At 71.7% G+C, this 19,426-nt stretch carries 17 protein-coding genes; 16 read left to right on the forward strand and 1 reads right to left on the reverse strand.

The genetic code is table 11. The annotated features are described in order from the left end of the window. Nucleotides 1-89: 89 nt before the first annotated feature. A complete protein-coding gene (locus tag ACFV6E_RS38350; protein WP_385468097.1) occupies nt 90-2,288 on the reverse strand; it encodes an elongation factor G-like protein EF-G2 in 2,199 nt (732 codons plus the stop codon). Between the two features lie 245 nt (nt 2,289-2,533). On the opposite strand from ACFV6E_RS38350, the gene pgsA reads away from it, so the two are divergent. The 16 genes from pgsA (at nt 2,534) to ACFV6E_RS38430 (ending at nt 19,358) form a co-directional block, all read left to right on the forward strand. Beyond that, entirely contained in the window at nt 2,534-3,259 is a 726-nt protein-coding gene (gene pgsA / locus ACFV6E_RS38355) for a phosphatidylinositol phosphate synthase (protein ID WP_385168128.1), read from the forward strand. Then, entirely contained in the window at nt 3,256-4,179 is a 924-nt protein-coding gene (locus ACFV6E_RS38360; protein ID WP_385468099.1) for a phosphatidylinositol mannoside acyltransferase, read from the forward strand. Before pgsA ends, ACFV6E_RS38360 begins: the two co-directional genes overlap by 4 nt. Continuing rightward, nucleotides 4,176-5,336, forward strand: coding sequence for a glycosyltransferase family 4 protein (locus ACFV6E_RS38365; protein ID WP_385168092.1), 1,161 nt, complete (start codon nt 4,176-4,178; stop codon nt 5,334-5,336). Before ACFV6E_RS38360 ends, ACFV6E_RS38365 begins: the two co-directional genes overlap by 4 nt. A gap of 118 nt (nt 5,337-5,454) precedes the next feature. After that, nucleotides 5,455-6,450, forward strand: coding sequence for a formylglycine-generating enzyme family protein (locus tag ACFV6E_RS38370; protein WP_385168095.1), 996 nt, complete (start codon nt 5,455-5,457; stop codon nt 6,448-6,450). 25 nt (nt 6,451-6,475) lie between these two features. Beyond that, a complete protein-coding gene (locus tag ACFV6E_RS38375; RefSeq protein WP_385168098.1) occupies nt 6,476-7,021 on the forward strand; it encodes a hypothetical protein in 546 nt (181 codons plus the stop codon). Between the two features lie 393 nt (nt 7,022-7,414). After that, a complete protein-coding gene (gene pdxS / locus ACFV6E_RS38380; protein WP_385468101.1) occupies nt 7,415-8,329 on the forward strand; it encodes a pyridoxal 5'-phosphate synthase lyase subunit PdxS in 915 nt (304 codons plus the stop codon). 12 nt (nt 8,330-8,341) lie between these two features. Continuing rightward, entirely contained in the window at nt 8,342-8,965 is a 624-nt protein-coding gene (gene pdxT / locus ACFV6E_RS38385) for a pyridoxal 5'-phosphate synthase glutaminase subunit PdxT (protein WP_385168103.1), read from the forward strand. 49 nt (nt 8,966-9,014) lie between these two features. Beyond that, nucleotides 9,015-9,767 (forward strand): YebC/PmpR family DNA-binding transcriptional regulator, encoded by a 753-nt coding sequence (locus ACFV6E_RS38390; RefSeq protein WP_385168105.1) that lies wholly within the window; start codon nt 9,015-9,017, stop codon nt 9,765-9,767. A gap of 147 nt (nt 9,768-9,914) precedes the next feature. Beyond that, nucleotides 9,915-10,469: a crossover junction endodeoxyribonuclease RuvC gene (gene ruvC / locus ACFV6E_RS38395; protein WP_385168107.1), complete on the forward strand. Its 555-nt coding sequence runs from the start codon at nt 9,915-9,917 to the stop codon at nt 10,467-10,469. Further along, a complete protein-coding gene (gene ruvA / locus ACFV6E_RS38400; protein WP_385468104.1) occupies nt 10,466-11,077 on the forward strand; it encodes a Holliday junction branch migration protein RuvA in 612 nt (203 codons plus the stop codon). Before ruvC ends, ruvA begins: the two co-directional genes overlap by 4 nt. A 100-nt stretch (nt 11,078-11,177) precedes the next feature. After that, complete coding sequence (ruvB, locus tag ACFV6E_RS38405) at nt 11,178-12,269, forward strand: Holliday junction branch migration DNA helicase RuvB (RefSeq protein ID WP_385468107.1); 1,092 nt, start codon at nt 11,178-11,180, stop codon at nt 12,267-12,269. Nucleotides 12,270-12,434: 165 nt separating this feature from the next. Beyond that, entirely contained in the window at nt 12,435-12,926 is a 492-nt protein-coding gene (gene yajC, locus ACFV6E_RS38410; protein WP_385168114.1) for a preprotein translocase subunit YajC, read from the forward strand. A gap of 143 nt (nt 12,927-13,069) precedes the next feature. Then, nucleotides 13,070-14,827 carry a protein translocase subunit SecD gene (secD, locus tag ACFV6E_RS38415; protein WP_385168117.1) on the forward strand — a complete coding sequence of 586 codons (1,758 nt, stop codon included), beginning with the start codon at nt 13,070-13,072 and terminating at the stop codon, nt 14,825-14,827. Between the two features lies 1 nt (nt 14,828). Further along, nucleotides 14,829-15,992, forward strand: coding sequence for a protein translocase subunit SecF (gene secF, locus ACFV6E_RS38420; RefSeq protein WP_385468110.1), 1,164 nt, complete (start codon nt 14,829-14,831; stop codon nt 15,990-15,992). Beyond that, nucleotides 15,989-16,528, forward strand: a complete 540-nt coding sequence (locus tag ACFV6E_RS38425; protein WP_385168122.1) for an adenine phosphoribosyltransferase — start codon at nt 15,989-15,991, stop codon at nt 16,526-16,528. Before secF ends, ACFV6E_RS38425 begins: the two co-directional genes overlap by 4 nt. Before the next feature lie 316 nt (nt 16,529-16,844). Continuing rightward, the gene (locus tag ACFV6E_RS38430) at nt 16,845-19,358 is read left to right on the forward strand and encodes a RelA/SpoT family protein (protein WP_385468113.1); all 2,514 of its coding nucleotides are present in this window, start codon (nt 16,845-16,847) and stop codon (nt 19,356-19,358) included. Nucleotides 19,359-19,426 lie beyond the last annotated feature (68 nt).

The raw sequence follows: 19,426 nt of genomic DNA on the forward strand, positions 1-19,426 counted from the left end.
CCGCAGGCACCGACATGCGTCGGCGGACGGCCGAAGCCGCCCGCCGGCCCTGTGCGACGGCCGGGGGGCGGCCTCCGGGGCCGCCCCGGCTACGAGGCGTCCTCGGCCTGTTCGCGGACCTTCTCGGCGACCTGCGCCGGCATCGGCTCGTGCCGCACGTAGCGGCGGTCGAAGCGGGCGGTGCCGTGCGAGAGGGAGCGCAGGTCGACCGCGTACCGGCCGATCTCGATCTCCGGGACCTCGGCCCGTACGACGGTGCGTCCGCCGCCCGCCTGCTCGGTGCCGACGACGCGGCCGCGCCGTCCCGACAGGTCGCTCATCACGGCGCCCACGTACTCGTCGCCGACCAGGACCGTCACCTCGGACACCGGCTCCAGGAGATGGATCCTGGCGTCGGCCGACGCCTCGCGCAGGGCGAGCGCGCCCGCTGTCTGGAACGCGGCGTCTGAGGAGTCCACCGAGTGGGCCTTGCCGTCGAGCAGCGTGACCCGGACGTCGATGAGCGGGTAGCCGGCCGAGACGCCCTTGGCGGCCTGGGCGCGCACGCCCTTCTCGACGGACGGGATGAACTGCCGGGGCACGGCGCCGCCGACGACCTTGTCGACGAACTCGATGCCGGAGCCGTTCGGCAGCGGCTCGACCTCGATCTCGCAGATCGCGAACTGCCCGTGCCCGCCGGACTGTTTGACGTGCCGGCCGCGTCCGGCGGCCCGGCCGGCGAAGGTCTCGCGCAGGGACACCTTGTGCGGGACGACGTCGACCTGGACGCCGTAGCGGCTGCGCAGCCGTTCCAGGGCGACGTCCGCGTGGGCCTCGCCCAGGCACCACAGGACGACCTGGTGGGTGTCCTGGTTCTGCTCCAGGCGCATCGTGGGGTCCTCGGCGACCAGCCGGCCGAGGCCCTGGGAGAGCTTGTCCTCGTCGGCCTTGCTGTGCGCCCGGATGGCGAGCGGCAGCAGCGGGTCGGGCATCTGCCAGGGCTCCATCAGCAGCGGGTCGTCCTTGGCCGAGAGGGTGTCCCCGGTCTCGGCGCGGCTCAGTTTCGCCACGCAGGCGAGGTCGCCCGCGATGCAGTGGGTGAGCGTGCGCTGCTGCTTGCCGAAGGGGGCGGACAGGGCGCCGACGCGTTCGTCGACATCGTGGTCCTCGTGGCCGCGGTCGGCGAGGCCGTGCCCGGAGACGTGCACCGTCGCGTCCGGGTGCAGGGTGCCCGAGAAGACCCGGACCAGCGAGACCCGGCCCACATAGGGGTCGCTCGCCGTCTTGACGATCTCCGCGACCAGCGGTCCGTCCGGGTCGCAGGCCCTGACCTCGCGCGCCCTGCCCTCCGGGGTGGTGACCGCGGGAGCCTCGCGCTCCAGCGGGGTCGGGAAACCGCCGGTGACCAGTTCGAGGAGTTCCACCGTGCCGAGGCCCTGGCGGGCGCCCTCGGCGGCGGGCGCGGCGGCGAGGACGGGGAAGAACGTGCCGCGCGCGACGGCTCGCTCCAGGTCCTGCACGAGCGTCTTCAGGTCGATTTCCTCGCCGCCGAGATAGCGGTCCATGAGGGTCTCGTCCTCGCTCTCGGCGATGATCCCCTCGATCAGCCGGTTGCGGGCCTGGGCGATCAGCGGGAGCTGGGCGGGGGCCGGTTCGGCGTCCTTGCGCTCGCCGGAGGAGTAGTCGAACAGCCGCTGTGTCAGCAGGCCGACGAGACCGGTCACGGGCGCGTGCCCGTCGGGCCCGGGGTCGCCGTGCAGCGGCAGGTAGAGGGGGAGTACGGCGTCGGGGTCGTCGCCGCCGAACGCCTCCGCGCAGGTCCGGGTCATCTCCTCGAAGTCGGCGCGGGCGGCCTCCAGATGTGTGATCACGATGGCCCGCGGCATGCCCACCGCCGCGCACTCCTCCCACACCATCCGGGTCGAGCCGTCCACCCCGTCCGAGGCCGAGACCACGAAAAGGGCCGCGTCCGCGGCGCGCAGACCGGCCCTGAGCTCCCCGACGAAGTCGGCGTATCCGGGGGTGTCCAGAATGTTGATCTTGTAGCCGTCCCAGTCGACCGGTACCAGGGAGAGCTGTACCGAGCGCTGCTGCCGGTGTTCGATCTCGTCGTAGTCGGAGACGGTGCCGCCGTCCTCCACGCGGCCCGCCCTGTTCACGGCTCCCGAGGTCAGTGCGAGAGCCTCCACCAGAGTCGTCTTGCCCGATCCGCTGTGGCCGACCAGCACCACATTCCGTACGGACGCGGGGTGGTCGGCCGCTGTAGCCCTGCCGGCGGCTCCGGGGTGTGCGTTCGCCTTGTCGCCCATGCTCTTGCCTCCCGTGCACGGTGAGGTCACTGTGGGCGCGGACGGCGGGATCCTTCTGCCCGGACTCCGTCCGGGGGCACCCTCGGCGGTGGCGGCTCCGGCGACGCCCGCGGTGTTCTTCGAGCTTTCCACTGACGTCACGGTGCGTCCATACGGCGGACGCGATCCCGCCGTGGCGCCCGTGCCGTCCCTCATGACACGGGGTCCGGGAGCCCGGCCGTCGCACGGGCTCGTGCGTGGCTACGATGGGCCAGCCGGTGGCCAGCAGGGGCCGCGCGGCGACACCGACCCTCGGGAAGGCCATGCTGAACAAGTACGCGCGTGCATTCTTCACGCGTGTCCTCACGCCGTTCGCCGCGTTTCTGATCCGCCGGGGCGTGAGCCCCGACACCGTGACGCTCATCGGCACGGCCGGAGTCATGGCGGGCGCGCTGGTCTTCTACCCCCAGGGCGAGTTCTTCTGGGGCACGGTCGTGATCACGCTGTTCGTCTTCTCCGACCTCGTCGACGGCAACATGGCGCGCCAGCTCGGCCGCTCCAGCCGCTGGGGCGCGTTCCTGGACTCGACGCTGGACCGGGTCGCCGACGGCGCGATCTTCGGCGGTCTCGCCCTGTGGTACGCGGGCGGCGGCGACGACCTCGTGCTGTGCGCGGTCTCGATCTTCTGCCTGGCCAGCGGCCAGGTGGTCTCGTACACCAAGGCCCGCGGCGAGGCGATCGGTCTGCCGGTCGCGGTCAACGGTCTGGTCGAGCGCGCCGAGCGCCTGGTGATCTCGCTGGTCGCGGCCGGTTTCGCCGGGCTGCACAAGTTCGGCGTCCCGGGCATCCAGTGGCTGCTGCCGATCGCCCTGTGGATCGTCGCCGTCGGCAGCCTCGTCACGCTCGTCCAGCGGGTCGTCACGGTGCGCAGGGAGTCCGCCGAGGCGGACGCCGCGGCCGGGGCCTCCCAGGGGAGCGGGGCCACTCCGTGAGTCTCCAGGAGCGGCTGTCCGACGGGGCGTACGCCCTCGGCTGGAGCACGGTCAAGAAACTCCCGGAACCGGCCGCCGTACGGCTCGGGCAGCGCATCGCCGACCTCGCCTGGAAGCAGCGCGGCAAGGGCGTACGGCGTCTGGAGAGCAACTACGCGCGCGTGGTGCCCGGCGCGAGTCCGGAGCGGCTGGCGGAGCTGTCCCGCGCGGGCATGCGCTCGTACCTGCGCTACTGGATGGAGTCCTTCCGGCTGCCCGCGTGGAGCGAGCAGCGGATACGGACGGGCTTCGCCCCCAAGGACGTGCACTACCTCACCGAGGGACTGGCCGCGGGCAACGGCGTGATCCTCGCGCTGCCGCACCTGGGCAACTGGGACCTGGCGGGCGCCTGGGTCACCACCGAGCTGAACACGCCGTTCACCACCGTCGCCGAGCGGCTGAAGCCCGAGTCGCTGTACGACCGTTTCGTCGCCTACCGCGAGGGCCTGGGCATGGAGGTGCTGCCGCACAGCGGCGGCTCCGCGTTCGGCACACTGGCCCGGCGGCTGCGCGACGGCGGCCTGGTCTGCCTGGTCGCCGACCGCGACCTGTCCGCCTCAGGGGTCGAGGTCTCGTTCTTCGGCGCGGCGGCCCGGATGCCCGCGGGCCCCGCCCTGCTGGCCCAGCAGACCGGCGCGCTGCTGCTGCCGGTGACCCTCTGGTACGACGAGTCGCCCGTGATGCAGGGCCGTGTGCATCCCCCCGTCGAGGTCCCCGAGACAGGCACCAGGGCCGAGCGGACGTCTGTCATGACACAGGCGCTGGCCGACGCCTTCGCCAGCGGTATCGCCGACCACCCGGAGGACTGGCACATGTTGCAGCGGCTGTGGCTCGCCGACCTGGAAGCCCGCCCGGAACCGGCCGAGGGGGAGGGCCCGTGAGGATCGGCATCGTCTGCCCGTACTCCTGGGACGTGCCCGGCGGCGTCCAGTTCCACATCCGGGACCTGGCCGAGCACCTGATCGGCGTGGGCCACGAGGTCTCCGTCCTGGCCCCCGCGGACGACGAGACCCCGCTCCCGGCGTACGTCGTCTCGGCGGGCCGCGCGGTCCCGGTGCCCTACAACGGCTCGGTCGCGCGGCTGAACTTCGGCTTCCTGAGCGCCGCGCGGGTGCGGCGCTGGCTGCACGACGGCGCCTTCGACGTGATCCACATCCACGAGCCGACCTCGCCGTCACTGGGCCTGCTGACCTGCTGGGCGGCGCAGGGCCCCATCGTGGCCACCTTCCACACCTCCAACCCGCGCTCCCGGGCGATGATCGCGGCGTACCCGATCCTCCAGCCCGCCCTGGAGAAGATCAGCGCCCGGATCGCGGTCAGCGAGTACGCGCGCCGCACGCTCGTCGAACACCTGGGCGGCGACGCCGTCGTCATCCCGAACGGCGTCGACGTCGACTTCTTCGCCCGCGCCGAACCGAACCCCGAGTGGCAGGGCGAGACCCTGGGCTTCATAGGGCGCATCGACGAGCCCCGCAAGGGCCTGCCGGTGCTGATCAAGGCGCTCCCGAAGATCCTCGCCGAGCGTCCCGGCACCCGGCTCGTGGTCGCCGGACGCGGCGACGAGGAGGAGGCCGTCGCGAACCTGCCGGTCGAGATGCGCTCCCGCGTCACATTCCTCGGCATGGTCAGCGACGAGGACAAGGCCCGCTTCCTGCGCAGCGTCGACGTGTACGTGGCGCCCAACACCGGCGGCGAGAGCTTCGGCATCATCCTGGTCGAGGCCATGTCGGCGGGGGCCCCTGTGCTCGCCTCCGACCTCGACGCCTTCGCGCAGGTGCTCGACCAGGGCGCGGCCGGCGAACTCTTCGCCAACGAGGACGCGGACGCGCTGGCCGCCGCGGCCGTACGGCTCCTGGGCGACCCCAAGCGGCGCGCGGAGCTGAGCGAGCGGGGCAGCGCCCATGTACGGCGCTTCGACTGGTCGACGGTCGGGGCGGACATCCTCTCGGTGTACGAGACGGTGACGGACGGCACGGCGGCGGTGGCGGCCGACGAACGGACGGGCCTGATGGCGCGGTTCGGGCTGGCGCGGGACTGAGGCGGCCCGCCCGGCGGGCGCCCCTGGTCCATGTGGCCGGAGACCTTGGTCACGTGGCCCGTGTTCGGCTGCCGGACCACCGTTGACGTCCGGGAACGCTCGCTGCGAGGCTGGCGGGATGATCTCCGGCGAACCGCAGCGAGGCCCGCACGACACCCCGGCCGAGGCCCACGGACCGTCGTGCTGCACTCCTGCGCGCGGGACGGGCGCTGCGCAGACCGCCGAGGCCCCCCTGCTCCAGCTCGTCGCGCCGGGCCCGCGCGAGAACCGCGGACCCGCCCCCGACGCCCACGCAGTCGCCCTGCCGGGCGGCGAGTTCCGGATGGGCGACGCCTTCGGCGAGGGCTACCCGGAGGACCGCGAGGGCCCTGTCCGGACGGTCACCGTCGAGCCGTTCCGCATCGACGCGACCGCGGTGACCAACGCCAGGTGGGCGGCGTTCGTCCGGGCCACCGGATACCGCACCGAGGCCGAGCGGTACGGCAGCTCGTTCGTGTTCCACATGCTGCTGCACCCGCGCGCGCGGGACGCCGTGCTCGGCGCCGTGGCCGCGGCACCCTGGTGGCTCGGCGTGGAGGGCGCCTGCTGGAGCGCGCCCGAGGGGCCCGGCTCGGACCTCGACGACCGGGCCGGCCACCCGGTGGTGCACATCTCGTACCACGACGCGCTCGCGTACTGCTCCTGGGCGGGCGCCCGGCTGCCCACCGAGGCCGAGTGGGAGTACGCCGCCCGCGGTGGCCTGGAGGGCAGCCGCTATCCCTGGGGCGACGAACTGGAACCCGGCGGGCAGGAGCGGATGAACACCTGGCGGGGCCATTTCCCCCGGTTCAGCACCCGGCCCGGCGGCGCCACCGGGACCGTCCCCGTGGACACGTACGAGCCGAACGGCTTTGGCCTGTACAACACCTCGGGCAACGTGTGGGAGTGGTGCGCCGACCTCTTCGACGCGCCCCGGACCGCGGACGCCGGCCGGCGTGTGATCCGCGGCGGCTCGTACCTGTGCCACGCCTCGTACTGCAACCGCTACCGGGTGGCCGCCCGGTCGAAGAACACTCCCGACTCCTCCACGGGGCACGGCGGCTTCCGATGTGCCTGGGACCCGGCGGCGGCGTGACCGTCCACGGGTAGCCTTGCGGCCCGTGACCGCAACCCTCATCTGGATCCTCGTCGGCCTCATCGCGATCGGCCTCTACCTGAGCTGGACCGCGGGCCGCCTCGACCGGCTGCACGCCCGGATCGACGCCGCGCGCGCCGCCCTGGACGCGCAGTTGCTGCGCCGGGCCTCCGTCGCACAGGAACTGGCCACCTCCGGCGTCCTCGACCCGGCGGCCTCCATCGTGCTCTACGAGGCGGCCCACGCCGCCCGGCAGGCCGAGGAGGACCAGCGCGAGGTCGCCGAGAGCGAGCTCAGCCAGGCGCTGCGGGCCGTGGTCGGGGAGGGCCCGCAGGTCGAGGCGATCCGGGCGGCGCCCGGCGGCGAGGACGCCACCCGGGAACTGGCACAGGCGGTGCGCAGGGTGCCGATGGCCAGGCGCTTCCACAACGACGCCGTACGGGCGGCCCGCGCCCTCCGCCGCCACCGCAAGGTCCGCTGGTTCCGCCTGGCAGGCCACGCCCCCTTCCCCCTGGCCTTCGAGATGGACGACGAGCCCCCCGCGGCCTTGGCGGACCGCCCGACGACCTGAGCGGACCGATCCGCGCGTGCGGCTGCGGCTGCGCGGTTGCGTCGCCTGCCGAGGGGGTGGGCCGGGGCCGGGCCGGCACATCCGCCCGTCGCTCACGCGGTCGCCGAACCCGGTCACTGGGCTCCCGCTCCGGTACGACCACGCAAGCGACGGGCATTTGCTGTACCGGCCCAGCCCCTTCCGTGCTCACGCGGCTGCGGGTGCGTACAGAGGAACCCAGGAAAGCTGCCCTCACCGGCCCGCCCAGCCGGGAAAACGATCCACCGCCTCCCCATTGGCCCTTGCTGTGGCCTGGTCCGCAGGCGTTTCCTCGATGGTGCCGCACCGGGCACCCGGCTCTGCCGAGTGGTGGTGCCGAGCCCATCCCTCTTCCCCACCGAGCGAGGTCACCCCGTGTCCACCACCCCCTCCAGCCCCACGCAGACCCCCGAGACCGGCACCGCGCGCGTGAAGCGCGGCATGGCCGAGCAGCTCAAGGGCGGCGTGATCATGGACGTCGTCACCCCCGAGCAGGCGAAGATCGCCGAGGACGCGGGCGCCGTCGCCGTCATGGCCCTGGAGCGGGTCCCGGCCGACATCCGCAAGGATGGCGGCGTGGCCCGGATGTCCGACCCCGACATGATCGAGGGCATCATCGAGGCCGTTTCGATCCCGGTGATGGCCAAGTCCCGCATCGGCCACTTCGTCGAGGCCCAGGTGCTCCAGTCGCTCGGCGTCGACTACATCGACGAGTCCGAGGTCCTCACCCCGGCCGACGAGGTCAACCACTCCGACAAGTGGGCCTTCACCACGCCGTTCGTCTGCGGCGCCACCAACCTCGGCGAGGCCCTGCGCCGCATCGCCGAGGGTGCGGCCATGATCCGCTCCAAGGGCGAGGCCGGTACCGGCAACGTCGTGGAGGCCGTCCGCCACCTGCGCCAGATCAAGGGCGAGATCGCCAAGCTGCGCGGCTGCGACCACAACGAGCTGTTCGCCGCCGCCAAGGAGCTGCGCGCCCCGTACGAGCTGGTCAAGGAGGTCGCCGAGCTGGGCAAGCTCCCGGTGGTCCTGTTCTCCGCAGGCGGTGTGGCGACCCCCGCCGACGCCGCGCTGATGCGCCAGCTCGGCGCCGAGGGCGTCTTCGTGGGCTCCGGCATCTTCAAGTCGGGCGACCCGGCCAAGCGCGCCGCCGCCATCGTCAAGGCCACCACCTTCTACGACGACCCCAAGATCGTCGCGGATGCCTCCCGCAACCTGGGCGAGGCCATGGTCGGCATCAACTGCGACACCCTCCCCGAGACCGAGCGCTACGCCAACCGCGGCTGGTAAGGCACCACGTACATGACCGACACCGCACCTGTCATAGGCGTCCTGGCCCTCCAGGGCGACGTACGGGAGCACCTCACAGCCCTGGCCGCGGCCGACGCCGAGGCCAGGCCGGTGCGGCGCCCCGAGGAACTCGCCGAGGTCGACGGACTCGTGATCCCCGGCGGCGAGTCCACCACCATCTCCAAACTGGCCGTCCTCTTCGGCGTGATGGAGCCCCTGCGCGCGCGCGTGCGCGACGGCATGCCCGTCTACGGCACCTGCGCGGGCATGATCATGCTCGCGGACAAGATCCTCGACCCGCGCTCGGGCCAGGAGACCATCGGCGGCATCGACATGATCGTGCGCCGCAACGCCTTCGGACGGCAGAACGAATCCTTCGAGGCGGCGGTCGACGTCAAGGGCGTCGGGGGCGATCCTGTAGAGGGCGTCTTCATCCGGGCCCCCTGGGTGGAGTCCGTGGGTGCCGCCGCCGAGGTGCTCGCCGAGCACGAGGGCCACATCGTCGCCGTCCGCCAGGGCAACGCGCTCGCCACGTCGTTCCACCCGGAACTGACCGGCGACCACCGTGTCCACGGCCTGTTCGTCGGCATGGTCCGCGAGAAGGTCCGCGAGAACCGGACACCGGAGTCCTTGTAGGATCTCTGGCGTTCCGTACGGAGATGGGTTACGCGAAGGAGACAGGCAGATGTCCGGCCACTCTAAATGGGCCACGACGAAGCACAAGAAGGCCGTGATCGATGCCAAGCGCGGCAAGCTCTTCGCGAAGCTGATCAAGAACGTCGAGGTCGCGGCGCGCATGGGCGGTGTCGACCTGGAGGGCAACCCGACGCTCTTCGACGCCGTGCAGAAGGCGAAGAAGCAGTCGGTCCCGAACAAGAACATCGACTCGGCGATCAAGCGCGGCGGCGGCCTCGAGGCCGGCGGCGCCGACTACGAGACGATCATGTACGAGGGCTACGGCCCGAACGGTGTCGCGGTGCTCATCGAGTGCCTCACCGACAACCGCAACCGCGCCGCCTCCGACGTCCGCGTCGCCATGACCCGCAACGGCGGCTCGATGGCCGACCCGGGCTCCGTGTCGTACCTCTTCAACCGCAAGGGCGTCGTCATCGTCCCCAAGGGCGAACTGTCCGAGGACGACGTCCTGGGTGCCGTGCTCGACGCGGGCGCCGAGGAAGTCAACGACCTGGGCGAGTCCTTCGAGGTGCTCAGCGAGGCCACCGACCTGGTCGCGGTCCGTACCGCCCTCCAGGAGGCGGGCATCGACTACGACTCCGCCGACGCCAACTTCGTCCCGACGATGCAGATCGAGCTGGACGAGGAGGGCGCGCGCAAGATCTTCAAGCTGATCGACGCCCTCGAGGACAGCGACGACGTGCAGAACGTCTTCGCCAACTTCGACGTGAGCGACGACGTCATGGCGAAGGTCGACGCGTAACGACGCCCGGGGATGTCGTGGCACCGCGCTGCGGAGGGCCGGTGGGACACGTCCCGCCGGCCCTCGGGCGTTGTCGGTGGCAGCGGATAGCCTGACGACAGGCCAAGATCACCGGCCGGGGAAGCAGCGGAGCAGGGGAGGGGCGGGATGCGCGTACTGGGTGTCGACCCGGGACTGACCCGATGCGGCGTCGGAGTCGTGGAGGGCGTCGCCGGACGCCCGCTGACCATGGTGGACGTCGGCGTCGTACGGACCCCGGCGGACGCCGACCTCGGCCACCGCCTCGTCGCCGTCGAGCAGGGCATGGAGCGATGGCTCGACGAGCACCGCCCCGAGTACGTGGCGGTGGAGCGCGTCTTCAGCCAGCACAACGTGCGCACGGTGATGGGCACCGCCCAGGCCAGCGCCGTCGCCATCCTCTGCGCCTCCCGCCGCGGCATCCCCGTCGCGCTGCACACGCCCAGCGAGGTCAAGGCCGCCGTCACCGGCAGCGGCCGCGCCGACAAGGCCCAGGTCGGCGCCATGGTCACCCGTATCCTGCGGCTCGACGCGCCCCCGAAGCCCGCCGACGCCGCCGACGCCCTCGCGCTCGCCATCTGCCACATCTGGCGCGCCCCGGCGATGAACCGCCTCCAGCAGGCGCACGCCGCGCACCGTCAGGCCCAGCTCGCCAGCCGTCCCAGCCGGAAGGTCCCCCGATGATCGCCTTCGTCAGCGGCCCGGTCGCCGCCCTCGCCCCCGACTCCGCGGTGGTCGAGGTCGGCGGCATCGGCATCGCCGTCCAGTGCACCCCGAACACCCTCTCCGGACTCCGGCAGGGCCAGCAGGCCAAGCTCGCCACCTCCCTGGTCGTGCGCGAGGACTCGCTGACCCTGTACGGCTTCGCGGACGACGACGAGCGGCAGGCCTTTGAGCTGCTCCAGACCGCGAGCGGGGTCGGACCGCGCCTGGCCCAGGCCATGCTCGCCGTGCACAGCCCCGACGCCCTGCGCCGCGCGGTCGCCACCGGCGACGAGAAGGCGCTCACCGCCGTCCCCGGCATCGGCAAGAAGGGCGCCCAGAAGCTCCTGCTGGAGCTGAAGGACCGCCTCGGCGAGCCCGTCGGCACCGGCGGCCCGGCCATCGGCAGGCCCGTCACGGCCGGCTGGCGCGACCAGCTGCACGCCGCCCTGATCGGCCTCGGCTACGCGACCCGGGAGGCCGACGAGGCCGTCTCCGCGGTGGAGCCGCAGGCCGAGGCCGCGGGCGGCACCCCCGAAGTGGGCCGGCTGCTCAAGGCCGCGCTCCAGACGCTGAACCGCACCCGCTAGCCGCCGCCCACGCGCGCGGACCCCCGCCGGGCCCGCACCGCCCGCCCCACGCACGTACGACCCACGCCCGTACGACCCACCCCACCGCGAGGCACACCTGATGAACTGGGACGACACCACCGACGAAGCCGCCGAGCGGTCCGTCGGCCCCGCCGCGGAGCGGCTGGTGGGGTCCGTCGCCGACGGCGAGGACCAGGCCGTCGAGGCGGCGCTGCGCCCCAAGGACCTGGACGAGTTCATCGGCCAGGAGAAGGTCCGCGAGCAGCTCGACCTGGTGCTGCGCGCCGCACGCGCGCGCGGGGCCACCGCCGACCACGTCCTGCTCTCCGGCGCCCCCGGACTCGGCAAGACCACCCTCTCGATGATCATCGCGGCCGAGATGGGCGCCCCGATCCGCATCACCAGCGGCCCCGCCATCCAGCACGCGGGCGACCTCGCCGCGATCCTGTCCTCCCTCCAGGAGGGCGAGGTCCTCTTCCTCGACGAGATCCACCGGATGTCGCGGCCCGCCGAGGAGATGCTCTACATGGCGATGGAGGACTTCCGTGTCGACGTGATCGTCGGCAAGGGCCCCGGCGCCACCGCCATCCCGCTCGAACTCCCGCCGTTCACCCTGGTCGGCGCCACCACGCGCGCGGGCCTGCTGCCGCCCCCGTTGCGCGACCGCTTCGGCTTCACCGCCCACATGGAGTTCTACGAGCCCGCCGAGCTGGAGCGCGTCGTCCACCGTTCGGCCCAACTGCTCGACGTGGAAATCGGCGCCGACGGAGCCGCCGAGATCGCGGGCCGCTCCCGCGGCACGCCCCGCATCGCCAACCGGCTGCTGCGCAGGGTCCGCGACTACGCGCAGGTCAAGGCCGACGGAATCATCACGCAGGAGATCGCGGCGGCGGCCCTCGCCGTGTACGAGGTGGACGCCCGCGGTCTCGACCGGCTCGACCGCGCCGTCCTCCAGGCACTGCTCAAGCTCTTCGGCGGCGGCCCCGTCGGCCTGTCCACCCTCGCGGTCGCGGTGGGGGAGGAGCGGGAGACGGTCGAGGAGGTCGCCGAGCCCTTCCTGGTGCGCGAGGGGCTGCTCGCCCGTACGCCCCGGGGCCGGGTGGCCACCCCGGCGGCATGGGCGCATCTCGGCCTCACCCCGCCCCGGCAGACGGCCGGGGGAAACGGACAACAGGACCTGTTCGGGGCGTGACGGCGCGGGACCGACCCGGGTCAGGAACCCCGGTGCCATGCTGAGCGTTGTTCCATGCGTGCGGACTCGCTTAGACTCCGCCGATGCCGCCTTTGTAGGGCGGCGCCCACCACCCCCATCCACCAGGCCGCCGTCCGAGCGGTCGTGCGAAGGAAATTCCGTCCCGTGAATACCTTGACCCTCCTCCCGTTCATCGTGCTCATCGGGGCCATGTTCCTGATGACCCGCTCGGCCAAGCGCAAGCAGCAGGCGGCCACGCAGATGCGCGACGAAATGCAGCCCGGCACCGGCGTCCGCACGATCGGGGGCATGTACGCGACGGTGAAGGAGGTCAGCGAGGACACGGTCCTCCTCGACGCGGCCCCCGGCGTCCACCTGATCTTCGCGAAGAACGCGATCGGTGCCGTGCTGACCGACGACGAGTACAACCGCATCGTCCACGGCATCGACCCCGACCCGAAGGACGACGACACCACCGTCGTGCCGGACGACGCCTCCTCCCTGACCGGGACCGACGAGCCCGCCGACGCTTCCGACGAGCAGCCCATCGACCTCGGCAAGAAGGACACGGCCGCGCAGGACGACGCGGCCGACAAGCCCGCCGGGGCCGAAGCAGCAGAGCCGAAGAAGACCGACGGCGAGTCCGACGCGAAGTAGTCACGCCCCCGGAGCGGGGGCGTGACCCGCTCGCGCCCCGCGTTCCACGGGACGTGCGGCTCTCGCACGGAAATCCCGACACCATGTCATGGCCGCCCGGAAGCCCACCCGCCGCCGGGCGGCCCGAGAGGGAGTACGAGAAGGTGGCAGCACCTAAGAAGGGCCGGAGCGCGAGTGCCCAGAGCAAGCCGGGGCGCTCGCTGGCCCTCATTCTGATCGCCATGGTGGCGCTCACCGGGGGGATGTTCCTCTCCGGACACACCACTCCGCGTCTCGGCATCGACCTCGCCGGCGGCACGAGCATCACGCTCGAGGCGAAGAACGAGCCCGGCCGGCCCAACGCGATCAACAAGACCAACATGGACACCGCGGTCGACATCATGAACCGCCGTGTCAACGGTCTTGGCGTCTCCGAGGCCGAGGTCCAGACGCAGGGCGACCGGAACATCATCGTCAACATCCCCAAGGGCACCAACTCCAAGCAGGCCCGGGAGCAGGTCGGCACCACCGCCAAGCTCTACTTCCGTCCGGTCCTGACCACGGACGTGTCCGGGGCCGACGCCTCGGCCACCCCCTCGCCGAGCGCCTCCGGCAGCGCCTCCGCGTCGCCCTCGGACGACGCCAGCGAGAAGGCGTCGTCGTCGAGCTCGGCCTCCCCGTCGTCGTCCGCCACCTCCCAGGGCCGCGCGGTCACCGACGCCCTGAAGGAGGACGCCTCCCCGTCGGCGAGCAGCTCGGCCTCCGCCAGCGCCTCGGCGTCCGCCTCCGCGAGCAGCAGCGCCGACGCCGCGACCGCGAAGCTCCAGGCCGACTACGAGAAGCTCGACTGCACCAAGCCCGCCCAGCGGGCGTCGGCCGGCGAGGGCGCCAAGCCCAGCGACACGATCCTGGCCTGCGGTCAGAACTCGTCGAAGCAGTGGCAGAAGTACGTCCTGGGCCCGGCCGAGGTCTCCGGCACGGACGTCAAGAAGTCAGAGGCGGTGTACGACACCCAGAGCGGTGCCGGCTGGAAGGTCACGATGGACTTCACGTCCAGTGGCACCAAGAAGTTCGCGAGCATCACCGAGAAGCTCGCGCAGAACCAGTCGCCGCAGAACCAGTTCGCCATCGTCCTCGACAACGAGGTCGTCTCCGACCCGTACGTGAACCAGGCGCTCACCGGCGGCAACGCGGAGATCTCCGGCAGCTTCGACCAGACCGAGGCGCAGGACCTGGCGAACATGCTGAAGTACGGCGCGCTGCCGCTCACCTTCAAGGAGGCGAGCGTCACCACGGTGACCGCCGCGCTCGGCGGTGAGCAGCTGCACGCCGGTCTGATCGCCGGTGCGATCGGCCTGGCCCTGGTCGTCATCTACCTGGTGGTCTACTACCGCGGCCTGTCCCTCATCGCGGTCGCCTCGCTGCTGGCCTCCGCGATCCTGACGTACGTGATCATGGCGCTGCTCGGCCCGGCGATCGGCTTCGCGCTCAACCTGCCGGCCGTCTGCGGTGCGATCGTCGCGATCGGTATCACGGCGGACTCGTTCATCGTGTTCTTCGAACGGGTCCGGGACGAGATCCGTGAGGGCCGCTCGCTGCGTCCCGCCATCGAGCGGGGCTGGCCCCGCGCCCGGCGCACCATCCTGGTCTCCGACTTCGTGTCGTTCCTCGCCGCCGCGGTGCTCTTCATCGTCACCGTCGGCAAGGTCCAGGGCTTCGCCTTCACGCTGGGCCTGACCACGCTGCTCGACGTGGTCGTCGTGTTCCTCTTCACCAAGCCGCTGCTGACGATCCTCGCCCGCCGGAAGTTCTTCGCGAGCGGCCACAGCTGGTCCGGCCTGGATCCGAAGCGACTGGGCGCCAAGCCACCGCTGCGCCGCACCCGTCGCGTGTCCGCCCCCGTCGACACGAAGGAGGCGTGAGATGTCGAAACTCGGCACCCTCGGCGCCCGGCTGCACCGCGGCGAGATCGGCTACGACTTCGTCGGCAAGCGCAAGATCTGGTACGGCATCTCGATCCTGATCACCATCACGGCCATCGTCGGCCTGGCGGTGCGCGGCCTGAACATGGGCATCGAGTTCCAGGGCGGCGCGGTCTTCACGACGGAGAAGACCAGCGTCTCGGTCGCCCGGGCGGAGGAGTACGCGGAAGCGGCCTCCGGCCACGACGCGATCGTCCAGAAACTCGGCAACGGCGGGATGCGCATCCAGATCGCCGGCATCGAGACCGACAAGTCGGACCAGATCAAGGAAGACCTCGCCAAGGACCTGAAGGTCGACGCGGAGAAGATCAACGCGGACCTGGTCGGCCCGAGCTGGGGCGACCAGATCGCCAACAAGGCCTGGCAGGGTCTGGCGATCTTCATGGTCCTCGTGGTGATCTACCTGGCCATCGCCTTCGAGTGGCGGATGGCACTGGCCGCCCTGGTGGCCCTGGTCCACGACATCACCATCACGGTCGGTGTCTACGCCCTGGTCGGCTTCGAGGTCACCCCCGGCACCGTGATCGGTCTGCTGACGATCCTCGGTTACTCGCTCTACGACACGGTCGTCGTCTTCGACAGCCTCAAGGAGCAGACGAAGGACCTGACCAAGCAGACCCGCTGGACCTACAGCGAGGTCGCGGACCGCTCGATCAACAGCACCCTGGTCCGGTCGATCAACACCACCGTGGTCGCGCTGCTGCCGGTCGGCGGCCTGCTGTTCATCGGCGGCGGCGTCCTCGGCGCCGGCATGCTGAACGACATCTCGCTGTCGCTGTTCGTCGGCCTCGCCGCCGGCGCGTACTCCTCGATCTTCATCGCCACGCCGCTCGTCGCCGACCTCAAGGAGCGCGAGCCGCAGATGAAGGCCCTGAAGAAGCGGGTCCTCGCCAAGCGGGCGCAGGCCGCCGCGCAGGCCGAGACCGGGCAGGGCCACGGCGGTGCCGAGGAGCCGGACGGGCCCGAGGACACTGAGCCGGAGGACGCCGCGCCCGCCGTGGTCGGCCCGCGCGGCACGTCCGCGTCCGGCACCCAGTCCGGTCCCCGGAACCAGCCCGCGTCCCGCAACCGGGGCCGCGGCCGACCCTCCGGGAAGCGGCGATGACCGACATCCGGCAGCTCCTCCTGAGCTGCATCCGCGACGTGCCGGACCACCCGGAGCCGGGCGTGGTGTTCAAGGACATCACTCCGCTCCTGGCCGATCCGGCGGCGTTCTCGGCGCTCACCGACGCCCTGGCGGACCTCTGCGTCCGGCACGGCGCCAGCAAGGTCGTCGGCCTGGAGGCCCGGGGCTTCATCCTGGGCGCCCCGGCCGCCGTCCGCGCCGGGCTCGGTTTCATCCCCGTACGCAAGGCGGGCAAGCTCCCCGGAGCGACCCTGAAGCAGGCGTACGACCTGGAGTACGGCTCCGCCGAGATCGAGGTGCACGCCGAGGATCTGAGCGCGGGCGACCGCGTCATCGTCATCGACGACGTCCTGGCCACCGGCGGCACCGCCGGGGCCGCGGTCGAGCTGATCCGCCGGGCCGGCGCCGAGGTGGCGGGCGTCGCCGTGCTGATGGAGCTCGGCTTCCTCGGCGGGCGCGCCCGTCTGGAGCCGGCGCTTCAGGGCGCGCCCCTGGAGGCACTGCTCGCCCTCTGAACCCGTCCGGGACGCCGACACGGCCGGGACGGCCACAAAGGCCGAAAACAGTCCCTCACCGGCGCGAGCTGCGAAGCGGGGCCGCGAGGCGTTCCGAGGGTCAGGTGGGGGCAAAATATTTGATACCTGGGCAAAACCCCAGGTGAAGGACAGGAAAACCGCGAGAGGCGGGCCCGGAGGAATCCGGTGCCCGCCTCTTGTGTTTCACCGGTACCAGGCCGTCTCACCGGCCGGAGGCGAGCCCGATGGCCGGGATCGCTACCATGGGTCTTCCGGAGCCTGACCGGGGGACCCGGAACGCGCACGAGGAGCCCTCTTGCCAGACGAGGCCCAGCCACTGACCGCCGCCAAGCCCGAACCGTCCTCGGGCACCGGCGACCAGCCCGCGGAGAAGGTCACGCACGGGCCGGTCGAGCACGCCCAGTCCGCGCCTGCCGAGCGGGCGGCCGAGCCGTCGCGTCCCAAGCCGGCCCCGTCCGACCGCCCCGCCAACCCTCCGGCGGTGCGCCCCGCGGGCGGCCAGCCCGCGCGCACCGGATCCTCGAACCGGGTGCGGGCCCGGCTCGCCCGGCTCGGCGTCCAGCGCTCGAACCCGTACAACCCGGTCCTGGAGCCGCTGCTGCGGATAGTGCGCAGCAACGACCCCAAGATCGAGACGGCCACGCTGCGCCAGGTCGAGAGCGCCTACCAGGTCGCCGAGCGCTGGCACCGCGGCCAGAAGCGCAAGAGCGGCGACCCGTACATCACGCACCCGCTCGCCGTCACCACCATCCTCGCCGAGCTGGGCATGGACCCGGCGACCCTGATGGCCGGGCTGCTGCACGACACCGTCGAGGACACCGAGTACGGCCTCGACACCCTGCGCAAGGACTTCGGCGACCAGGTCGCCCTGCTCGTCGACGGCGTCACCAAGCTGGACAAGGTCAAGTTCGGCGAGGCCGCGCAGGCCGAGACGGTGCGCAAGATGGTCGTCGCCATGGCCAAGGACCCGCGCGTCCTGGTCATCAAGCTCGCCGACCGCCTGCACAACATGCGCACCATGCGCTATCTCAAGCGCGAGAAGCAGGAGAAGAAGGCGCGCGAGACCCTGGAGATCTACGCGCCGCTCGCCCACCGCCTGGGCATGAACACCATCAAGTGGGAGCTGGAGGACCTCGCCTTCGCGATCCTCTATCCCAAGATGTACGACGAGATCGTGCGCCTGGTGGCCGAGCGCGCCCCCAAGCGCGACGAGTATCTGGCCATAGTGACCGACGAGGTCCAGTCGGACCTGCGCGCGGCCCGCATCAAGGCCACCGTCACCGGCCGGCCGAAGCACTACTACTCCGTCTACCAGAAGATGATCGTCCGCGGCCGTGACTTCGCGGAGATCTACGACCTGGTGGGCATCCGCGTCCTCGTCGACACCGTCCGCGACTGCTACGCGGCCCTCGGCACGGTGCACGCGCGCTGGAACCCGGTCCCCGGCCGGTTCAAGGACTACATCGCGATGCCCAAGTTCAACATGTACCAGTCGCTGCACACGACGGTCATCGGGCCCAACGGCAAGCCGGTCGAGCTCCAGATCCGCACGTTCGACATGCACCGCCGCGCCGAGTACGGCATCGCCGCGCACTGGAAGTACAAGCAGGAGGCCGTCGCCGGCGCCTCCAAGGTGCGCTCGGACGCGCCCCGGAGCACCGGCAAGGACGACCACCTCAACGACATGGCGTGGCTGCGCCAGCTCCTGGACTGGCAGAAGGAGACCGAGGACCCCGGCGAGTTCCTGGAGTCCCTGCGCTTCGACCTCTCGCGCAACGAGGTCTTCGTCTTCACGCCCAAGGGCGACGTGATAGCGCTGCCGGCCGGCGCCACCCCCGTGGACTTCTCCTACGCGGTGCACACCGAAGTGGGCCACCGCACCATAGGGGCCCGCGTCAACGGGCGCCTCGTACCGCTGGAGTCGACCCTCGACAACGGCGACCTCGTGGAGGTCTTCACCTCCAAGGCCGCCGGAGCCGGACCCTCCAGGGACTGGCTGGGCTTCGTGAAGTCGCCGCGGGCCCGTAACAAGATCCGCGCCTGGTTCTCCAAGGAGCGCCGCGACGAGGCGATCGAGCAGGGCAAGGACGCCATCGCCCGCGCGATGCGCAAACAGAACCTGCCGATCCAGCGCATCCTCACCGGCGACTCGCTGGTCACCCTCGCGCACGAGATGCGCTACCCGGACATCTCGTCCCTGTACGCGGCGATCGGCGAGGGCCATGTCACCGCGCAGAGCGTCGTGCAGAAGCTGGTGCAGGCGCTCGGCGGCGAGGAGGCCGCCACCGAGGAGATCGACGAGAGCGTCCCGCCGGCCCGCGGCCGCGGCCGCAAGCGGCGCAGCAGCAACGACCCCGGCGTGGTCGTCAAGGGCGTCGACGACGTCTGGGTCAAGCTGGCCCGCTGTTGTACGCCCGTACCCGGCGACCCGATCATCGGCTTCGTCACCCGCGGCAGCGGCGTCTCCGTGCACCGCAGCGACTGCGTCAACGTCGACTCGCTCTCCCGGGAGCCCGAGCGCATCCTCGACGTCGAGTGGGCGCCCACCCAGTCCTCGGTCTTCCTGGTCGCGATCCAGGTCGAGGCGCTCGACCGCTCCCGGCTCCTGTCGGACGTCACCCGGGTCCTGTCGGACCAGCACGTGAACATCCTGTCCGCGGCCGTCCAGACCTCCCGCGACCGCGTCGCCACCTCGCGCTTCACCTTCGAAATGGGCGACCCGAAGCACCTCGGCCACGTCCTGAAGGCCGTACGCGGCGTGGAGGGCGTCTACGACGTCTACCGCGTGACGTCGGCCCGCAGGCCGTAGAGGGCGCTTCACACGAAAGGGCCCCTTGTACACGTCCTGGGACATGTACAAGGGGCCCTGACGTACAC

Origin of the sequence: Streptomyces sp. NPDC059785 (assembly GCF_042732375.1) — a bacterium.
Lineage (GTDB): Bacteria > Actinomycetota > Actinomycetes > Streptomycetales > Streptomycetaceae > Streptomyces.

Excerpts from the sequence above, each read along its gene's own strand:
- ACFV6E_RS38370 (WP_385168095.1), top strand. The coding sequence starts at position 5,455 with ATGATCTCCGGCGAACCGCAGCGAGGCCCGCACGACACCCCGGCCGAG.
- ACFV6E_RS38425 (WP_385168122.1), top strand. The coding sequence starts at position 15,989 with ATGACCGACATCCGGCAGCTCCTCCTGAGCTGCATCCGCGACGTGCCG.
- pdxT (WP_385168103.1), top strand. The coding sequence starts at position 8,342 with ATGACCGACACCGCACCTGTCATAGGCGTCCTGGCCCTCCAGGGCGAC.
- ruvC (WP_385168107.1), top strand. The coding sequence starts at position 9,915 with ATGCGCGTACTGGGTGTCGACCCGGGACTGACCCGATGCGGCGTCGGA.
- ACFV6E_RS38350 (WP_385468097.1), bottom strand. The coding sequence starts at position 2,288 with ATGGGCGACAAGGCGAACGCACACCCCGGAGCCGCCGGCAGGGCTACA.
- pgsA (WP_385168128.1), top strand. The coding sequence starts at position 2,534 with ATGGGCCAGCCGGTGGCCAGCAGGGGCCGCGCGGCGACACCGACCCTC.
- ACFV6E_RS38390 (WP_385168105.1), top strand. The coding sequence starts at position 9,015 with ATGTCCGGCCACTCTAAATGGGCCACGACGAAGCACAAGAAGGCCGTG.
- ruvA (WP_385468104.1), top strand. The coding sequence starts at position 10,466 with ATGATCGCCTTCGTCAGCGGCCCGGTCGCCGCCCTCGCCCCCGACTCC.
- secF (WP_385468110.1), top strand. The coding sequence starts at position 14,829 with ATGTCGAAACTCGGCACCCTCGGCGCCCGGCTGCACCGCGGCGAGATC.
- ruvB (WP_385468107.1), top strand. The coding sequence starts at position 11,178 with ATGAACTGGGACGACACCACCGACGAAGCCGCCGAGCGGTCCGTCGGC.